Consider the following 7494-nt stretch of genomic DNA (forward strand, 5'->3'; position numbering starts at 1 on the left):
GGATGGCACGAGAGAACGCTCACAGTCCATGAATATCGCACTTACGCACCTGCAGCGGCTCGAGGCCGAATCCATCCACATCTTCCGCGAGGTGGCGGCCTCCTTCTCCAAGCCCGTCATGCTCTATTCGGTCGGCAAGGATTCTTCCGTGCTGATGCACCTGGCGATGAAGGCCTTTTTCCCGGCCAAGCCGCCTTTTCCCTTCCTGCACGTCGACACCACCTGGAAGTTCCGCGAGATGATCGCCTTTCGCGACCAGATGGCGCAGAAGCTGGGCTTCGACCTCCTGGTGCATGTCAACGAGGACGGCGTGCGCGACAACATCAACCCGTTCGACCATGGCTCGAACACCCATACCCATGTGATGAAGACGGTGGCGTTGCGCCAGGCGCTCGACAAATACGGCTTCGACGCCGCCTTCGGCGGCCCCCGCCGCGACGAGGAGAAGTCGCGCGCCAAGGAACGGATCTTTTCCTTCCGCAACGCCCAGCACGCCTGGGACCCGAAGAACCAGCGGCCGGAAATGTGGAAGATCTTCAACACCCGCATCGCCGCCGGCGAGTCGATCCGCGTCTTTCCGTTGTCCAACTGGACCGAGCTCGATATCTGGCAGTACATCCTGCAGGAAGACATCCCGATTGTGCCGCTCTATTTCGCCAAGGAACGGCCGGTCGTCGAACGCGACGGCATGCTGATCCTCAAGGACGACGACCGCATGCAGTTGCGTCCGGACGAAGCGGTCGAGAACCGGATGGTGCGCTTCCGCACGCTTGGCTGCTATCCGCTGACCGGCGCTATCGAGTCCGATGCCGACACGCTGGAGGCCATCGTCGGCGAGATGCTGACGGCGCGCACCTCGGAGCGCCAGGGCCGCCTCATCGACCGCGACGAAGCCGGCTCGATGGAAAAGAAGAAGCGCGAGGGGTATTTCTGAGCATGCGCCACATCATGGCCAAAAGCCTCGCCCCCACCGACTCGATCCGCGAATACATGGCCGCGCAGGAGAAGAAGTCGCTGCTGCGCTTCCTCACTTGCGGCTCGGTCGACGACGGCAAGTCGACGCTGATTGGGCGTCTGCTGTCGGACACCAAGCAGATCTTCGAAGACCAGCTTGCCGCGCTGGAGCGCGATTCGCGCAAGCACGGCACAACCGGCGACGACATCGACTTCGCGCTCCTGGTCGACGGGCTCGAAGCCGAGCGCGAGCAGGGCATCACCATCGACGTCGCCTACCGCTTCTTCGCCACGCCGAAGCGCAAGTTCATCGTCGCCGACACGCCCGGCCACGAGCAGTACACGCGCAACATGGCGACCGGCGCCTCGACCGCCGATCTCGCCATCGTGCTGATCGACGCGCGCCAGGGCGTGCTGCGCCAGACCAGGCGCCATTCGATCATCGCCTCGCTGCTCGGCATTCGCCACATTGTGCTGGCCGTCAACAAGATCGACCTCGTCGATTTCGACCAGGCGGTGTTCGACAGGATCGTCGAGGATTACAGCCAGTTTTCGCAAAGCCTCGGCTTCCAGACGATCGTGCCGATCCCGATGTCGGCCCGCTACGGCGACAATGTCTCCAGCCGCTCCGGCAACATGCCGTGGTATTCGGGGCCAACGCTGATCGAGCATCTGGAAACCGTATCGGTCGACGAGGCAGTGGTCGAACTGCCGTTCCGCTTCCCGGTGCAGTATGTGAATCGCCCCAATCTCGATTTCCGCGGCTTTGCCGGCACCATCGCGTCCGGGTCGGTTTCGCAGGGCGACGAGGTCGTCGTCGCCAAGTCCGGCAAGTCGTCCCGCGTCAAGCGCATCGTCGCCCATGGCGGCGACCTTGCCCAAGCGGTTGCCGGCCAGGCGATCACGCTCGTCCTCGACGACGAGGTCGAGGTGTCGCGCGGCAACATTCTGGTCGCGCCGGCGTCGCGGCCGCAGGTCGCCGACCAGTTCGCCGCCAACATCGTCTGGTTCGACGAGCATGCGCTGCTGCCCGGCCGCTCCTACATCCTGCGCACCGAAACCGACCAGGTGAGCGCCACCGTCACCGAGCTGAAGTACCGCGTCAACGTCAACGACTTCGCCCACGAGGCGGCGAAGTCGCTGGAGATGAACGAGGTCGGCATCTGCAATCTCTCGACGCGCTCGCCGATCGCCTTCGACAATTTCGCCGAGAACCGCACCACCGGCGCCTTCATCCTGATCGACCGCATCAGCAATGCCACGGTCGGCGCCGGCATGATCCTGCATTCGCTGCGCCGCGCCGAAAACATCCATTGGCAGTCGCTCGATGTCGGCAAGCGCGGCCGGTCCGACCTGAAGAACCAGCGGCCGGCCGTGTTCTGGTTCACCGGGCTCTCCGGCTCCGGCAAGTCGACCATCGCCAATCTGTTCGAGAAGAAGCTGTTCGCCTCGGGGCGCCACACCTACATCCTCGACGGCGACAATGTCCGCCACGGCCTCAACCGCGACCTCGGCTTCACCGACGCCGATCGCGTCGAGAACATCCGCCGCGTTGCCGAGGTCGCCCGGCTTATGGCCGATGCCGGCCTGATCGTCATCGTCTCCTTCATCTCGCCCTTCGCCGCCGAGCGGCGCGTGGCGCGCGAGCTGATGGCGGATGGCGAGTTCGTCGAGGTGTTCGTCGACACGCCGTTCGAGGAATGCGCCAGGCGCGATCCGAAGGGCCTCTATGCGCGCGCGCTGAGCGGCGAGATCAAGAATTTCACCGGCGTCGATTCACCCTATGAAGCTCCGGAGAATCCCGAAATCCATCTGAAGACGCTCGGCAAAACGGCCGAGGAGATGGTAGAGGCCCTGGAACTCTGGCTGAACGAGCGCGACATTGCCGAAGACCAATATGACAGCGGCGGCGGCATCTGACGACGAGGCCATGCTCGGCGTGTTCGAGCGCCTGGCGCTGGATGCCGGGCGCGAGGTGATGCGCGTCTTCCACGCAGGCTGCGCCGTCGACACGAAATCGGACAGCACGCCGGTGACGGAAGCCGACCGCGAGAGCGAGAAGATCATCCTCGCCGGTCTGCGCGCCGCCTATCCCGACATCCCTTGCGTGGCCGAGGAAGAAGTCGCGGCGGGCGTTGCGACGCCCGATCTCGACGACGCCTTCTTGCTGATCGATCCGCTCGACGGCACCAAGGAATTCGTCAACCGCCGCACCGATTTCACCGTCAACATCGCGCTGGTCCGCCACGGCGTGCCGGAGATCGGTGTCGTCTTCGCGCCCTGCACGGGGCGTTTCTTCTCGGGCCGGCCGGGCAGGGCGGAAGCGATCGAGGTCGATGCCAATTTTCGCATCACCGGCCGCCGTCCGATCGCCGTGCGGACAGGGGGGATGCCGCTCGCCGTGGTCGCCAGCCGCTCACACAACACGCCGGAAACCGATGCCTTCATCCGCGACCTTGGCGCCGCCGAGATCGTTTCGGTCGGCTCGTCGCTGAAATTCTGCCTCGTCGCCGCCGCCGAGGCGGACGTCTATCCACGCTTCGGCCGCACCATGGAATGGGACACCGCCGCCGGTGACGCGGTGCTGCGGGCCGCCGGCGGCATGACGCGCACGCTGGACGGCAAGCCGCTCGCTTACGGCAAGCGCGACCAGGCCACGGACGCGGATTTCGCCAACCCGCATTTCATTGCCAGCGGGAAAAGCGCGGGCGCAGCTTAAACGCTTGCAACTGACGGCCAGCTATCGCTTCGTCATCCTGGAGCGAAGCCACGTGGCGCAGACCCTGGGATCCATGCCGTGACGTTAAGGCATTGCAACGGTTAAGAATTCTGCTCTGCTGTGTTCCCCGTCCGAGGGCACGGCTACGCCGCCGCGACGTGCGCCGAGTTCGAGCCGATATAGTTACGAATCGTCTCGATGATACGGTCCTGGTCGGCTTCGCTGAGATAGGGGTGCATCGGCAGGCACAGGATATGCTTCGGCAGCTCTTCCGAAACGGCGAGGCCGGTCGGCGTGCGCGGATAGTCGCGATAGGCAAGCTGCACGTGCAGCGGCTTCACATAATAGATGACGGAAGGGATGCCCTTCTCCGTCAGATGCGCCTTCAGCCCGTCGCGCTTCGGCGTCTCGATGGCGTATTGCGCCCAGGCCGAGCGGCCGTGGTCCAGATTGCGCGAGGCCTTGAGGATATCGCCGAGACCCTCGGCGTAGCGCTGCGCCACCACCTGCCGGGCAACCATCTCGTCCTCGAGGAGGGCGAGCTTCTCGATCAGGATCGCCGCCTGCAGCGTGTCGAGACGCGAATTGATGCCGACGCGGATGTTGTCGTACTGCGTTTCGCCCTTGCCGTGGAAGGCGAAGGATCTGAGCTTGTCGGCCATCGCATCGTCATTGGTGAACATCGCGCCGCCGTCGCCGTAGCAGCCGAGCGGCTTCGCCGGATAGAAGCTGGTCGAGCCGACATGGCCGAAGGAACCGCAGAACTTGCCGTCGGCTGAGCCGCCGATCGACTGGGCGGCATCCTCGATCACCAGCAGGTCCTCGCGCTTGGCGATCGCCATGATCGCTTCGTAGTCTGCGGCGAGCCCGAACAGGTCGACCGGTATGATCGCCTTCGGCTTCAGCCTGCCTTCCTTCCTGATCATCGCGATCGCCGCCTCGAGGCTGGCGATGTCGATGTTGTAGGTGTCGGGATCGACATCGACGAATACCGGCTCGGCCTTGGCGAGCGCCACAACTTCGGCCGTCGCCGCGAAGGTAAAGCTCGGCACGAACACCGCATCGCCCGGGCCGATGCCGGCCGCAAACAGCGGCAGCAGCAGCGCGTCGGTGCCGTTGGCGCAGGCCACGACATGCTTGGTGCCGACATAGGCCGCGAGTTTGTTCTCGAATTCGGTGACCTGAGGCCCGAGGATATAACGGCCTTCGTCGACGACGCGGTCGATCGCGGCCTTCAACCGGTCGCGGATACGTTCGCGCTGCGCGCCGAGATCGATGAACTGCATGTCTGCCTCAAGGGGTTGGTGCGTGTCGACAAGGGCAAGCGGCGGGGGCATGACGCGCACAGAAACAACAACTTAACCGCCGCTGGTACCAGACTTGGACAATCCGAGAAAGCCAGCCCGGGGGCATGGCGACCTGTCGGGATGTCGCAGCCTGTTACCCCCGATCTCTCCTGCTTCTCCGCAAGGTGCCGGAAATCCGGCCTTTGCAGGGTGCAATCAGCGCCTTTTCTCGCGCCTTTTCGGCCGGTGGAAACATAAAGTGATCAGCCGGCTGGGCGGCTTTGCCGCCGGATGGACGGCCGATCAGGCGATTTCATGGCGCCAGGGCGGATTGGCGCCGGCGCGCGACACCGTCACCGCCGCCGCCTTGGCGCCGAGCGTCAGCGCCTGGCGGATCGCGTCTTCCGACAGGTCGCCGATCGCCGCCTTGGTGAGCAGGCCCTGTTCGTGCAGCGAGGCGAGGATGCCGGCATTGAACGTGTCGCCGGCGCCGACCGTGTCGACCACCGCCACCTTCTGCGGCGTCACCGTGACCTTGTGGCTCTTGCTGTAGCCGACCGCGCCCTCGCTGCCATGGGTGACGACGATCAGCTTCGGTCCGCGATCCAGCCAGTTGCGGATGACGTCCTCATGCGAGCCGGCTTCGTCGAACCAGTTGAGGTCCTCGTCCGACAGTTTCACGATGTCGGCCATCGCCATCATCTCGCGGATGCGCCGCAGGTGCTTTGCCTTGTCGGGGATGAAGTTCGGCCGGATGTTGGGGTCGAGCATCATGACGCGACTGTTGTGCTCGCGCCGCATGAACTCCTCATAGGCCGATCCCGCGGGCTCGGAGATCAGGCTGATGGCGCCGAACAGCATCGCCTCGATCTCGGCGCCGAGGCTCGGCAGATCCTCGATGGTGAGCATGCGTCCGGCGGTGTTCTCGTCGTAGAAGGTGTAGGTCGCCTGGCCGTTGGTGAGCCGCACGAAGGCGAGCGTCGTCGGCCTTGGCGAGGTGTGGGCATAGGTGGAGCTGACCTTGCTTGCCCCGAGCGCTTCGCGGAACTGGCCGCCGAACAGGTCCGACGACAGGCCGGAAAAGAAGCCGGCCGGCGCGCCGAGCCGCCCGAGCGCGATCGCCGTGTTGAAAACCGCGCCGCCGACATAGGGCGCGAAGGCCGGCTCGCCCTCGGTCGTCGTGCGCGGCAGCATGTCGATCAAGGCTTCGCCGCAGCAGAGGATCATGATGTCTGGCTTTCCGGCGGATAGATCACGCCTTTGCGGATGATGATGTTGGCATAGAGACGGGGCTCGCTGGTGGCGACGATGGCGTGCGCGGCCTTGACCCGGGCATAGAAGTCGGCGCCGGCCAGCGCAACCACCTTGTGGCCGGGCGCGCGCCTGGCGCAGACCGCTTCCATCTCATGGTGGACCGGATCGGCAAGCGCCGGGTCGCCCTTGACCGAGGCGCGAAACAGCGCCTCTGGCACGGCGTCGTCCACCGGCAGCACGCTCAGAATGGCGTCGAGCACGGGGACCAGATGATGGCCGTCGGCGCGGATCAACCGATGCGCCTGCTGCTCGGCCGGGTAGTTGCCGTCGACAAGCGCGATTTCGTCGCCATGGCCCATGGCGCGCAGCGTCGCCAGAAGCTCCGGGCCAAGCAGCGACGGGATGCCGATCAGCATTCAGGGGCTCCTGGAAATGGTGGTCGAGCCGATCAGGAAGCGCTCGGACAGGGGCAGGCTGGCGCCGCCAAGTGCCCGCGCGTGGATGCCGACGGTTCCTTCGCGCACCGCCGGCAACTTCAGGCCTTCGCCGTCGATCGTGCCGACGGCCACTCTCACCGCATCGACGAGACGGCCGCGCACCGACAGCGGCATCCAGCCGTCGATCACCGCCGCCTCGAAATCGATGACCGAGGAGGCCGCGACGATGGCGTAGGCCAGCGCCTGCGCGGCGCCGGCGATCCATATGTCGAGCTCGGGACCGATGTCGCCCCAGTCCTCGGGCGACGTCCACAGATGCGAGGCCTCGACGCCGCGCGCGTTGAGCGCCTTCTCCAGCATGGCGATCGACGCCACGTCGATGAGCTGGGTCGGCTTGCCGTCCGGTCCCGGCACCGGCATCGAGCCCAGCGCGCCGGCATTGCCGGTCGGCCCGCCGAACAGCCGGCCGTTGAGCACGATGCCGCCGCCGGCGAAGGCGCCGATGTAGAAATAGACGAAGTCGCGCGCAGCACCGGCCTGGCCGAAGACAAGCTCGGCGCCACAGGCCGAGGTGGCGTCGTTCTGCAGGTAGACCGGAAAGTCGCACTGCGCCTGGATGTCGGAACGGATGTCGCGGTGGCGCCATTCGTCCATGATCTCGCGCGGCGCGCCGGCGGTGTCGGCCCAGTTCCACAATTCGAACGGCATGGCGATGCCGAGCCCGGCAATGCGCTTGTCCTGCGCCTGGGTGAGCTCGCCGCGCATCCTGGTCATGCCGGTGAGCGCGAATTCCACCGTCTCGCGCGGCGCAGGATAGCGGTAGGAGTGCTGCAGCATCGAGCGC

Annotated in this window: 7 protein-coding genes; 3 read left to right on the top strand and 4 right to left on the bottom strand. The window is 65.5% G+C overall.

All coding sequences use genetic code 11. From position 1 onward, the window contains the following. The first annotated feature begins 28 nt into the window (after positions 1-28). The 3 genes from cysD to cysQ are packed head-to-tail and all read left to right on the top strand — an operon-like array spanning position 29 to position 3673. On the top strand, positions 29-934 hold the full coding sequence (cysD, locus tag EN781_RS20135; RefSeq protein ID WP_127400265.1) for a sulfate adenylyltransferase subunit CysD: 906 nt from the start codon (positions 29-31) through the stop codon (positions 932-934). A 2-nt stretch (positions 935-936) separates the two neighbouring features. Beyond that, positions 937-2874, top strand: coding sequence for a sulfate adenylyltransferase subunit CysN (gene cysN / locus EN781_RS20140; RefSeq protein WP_189347706.1), 1938 nt, complete (start codon positions 937-939; stop codon positions 2872-2874). 10 nt (positions 2875-2884) lie between these two features. After that, positions 2885-3673: a 3'(2'),5'-bisphosphate nucleotidase CysQ gene (cysQ, locus tag EN781_RS20145; RefSeq protein WP_189347708.1), complete on the top strand. Its 789-nt coding sequence runs from the start codon at positions 2885-2887 to the stop codon at positions 3671-3673. 143 nt (positions 3674-3816) lie between these two features. On the opposite strand, the gene EN781_RS20150 is transcribed toward cysQ, so the two are convergent. The 4 genes from EN781_RS20150 to EN781_RS20165 form a co-directional block, all read right to left on the bottom strand. After that, the gene (locus EN781_RS20150; RefSeq protein WP_126055829.1) at positions 3817-4959 is read right to left on the bottom strand and encodes a DegT/DnrJ/EryC1/StrS aminotransferase family protein; all 1143 of its coding nucleotides are present in this window, start codon (positions 4957-4959) and stop codon (positions 3817-3819) included. 303 nt (positions 4960-5262) lie between these two features. Beyond that, positions 5263-6186: a carbohydrate kinase gene (locus EN781_RS20155; RefSeq protein WP_126055828.1), complete on the bottom strand. Its 924-nt coding sequence runs from the start codon at positions 6184-6186 to the stop codon at positions 5263-5265. Continuing rightward, positions 6183-6629 carry an RbsD/FucU domain-containing protein gene (locus EN781_RS20160; RefSeq protein WP_126055827.1) on the bottom strand — a complete coding sequence of 149 codons (447 nt, stop codon included), beginning with the start codon at positions 6627-6629 and terminating at the stop codon, positions 6183-6185. The genes EN781_RS20155 and EN781_RS20160 overlap by 4 nt, the downstream gene beginning before the upstream one ends. Continuing rightward, positions 6630-7494, bottom strand: an 865-nt coding sequence (locus EN781_RS20165; protein WP_145965559.1) for an ROK family protein, incomplete at its 5' end; no start/stop codon positions are given.

Origin of the sequence: Mesorhizobium sp. M4A.F.Ca.ET.090.04.2.1, from assembly GCF_003999085.1 — a bacterium.
Lineage (GTDB): Bacteria > Pseudomonadota > Alphaproteobacteria > Rhizobiales > Rhizobiaceae > Mesorhizobium.

What these genes read in the sequence shown, in the direction of transcription:
- cysD (WP_127400265.1), top strand. Translation starts at nt 29, where the DNA reads ATGAATATCGCACTTACGCACCTGCAGCGGCTCGAGGCCGAATCCATC.
- cysN (WP_189347706.1), top strand. Translation starts at nt 937, where the DNA reads ATGCGCCACATCATGGCCAAAAGCCTCGCCCCCACCGACTCGATCCGC.
- cysQ (WP_189347708.1), top strand. Translation starts at nt 2,885, where the DNA reads ATGCTCGGCGTGTTCGAGCGCCTGGCGCTGGATGCCGGGCGCGAGGTG.
- EN781_RS20150 (WP_126055829.1), bottom strand. Translation starts at nt 4,959, where the DNA reads ATGCAGTTCATCGATCTCGGCGCGCAGCGCGAACGTATCCGCGACCGG.
- EN781_RS20155 (WP_126055828.1), bottom strand. Translation starts at nt 6,186, where the DNA reads ATGATCCTCTGCTGCGGCGAAGCCTTGATCGACATGCTGCCGCGCACG.
- EN781_RS20160 (WP_126055827.1), bottom strand. Translation starts at nt 6,629, where the DNA reads ATGCTGATCGGCATCCCGTCGCTGCTTGGCCCGGAGCTTCTGGCGACG.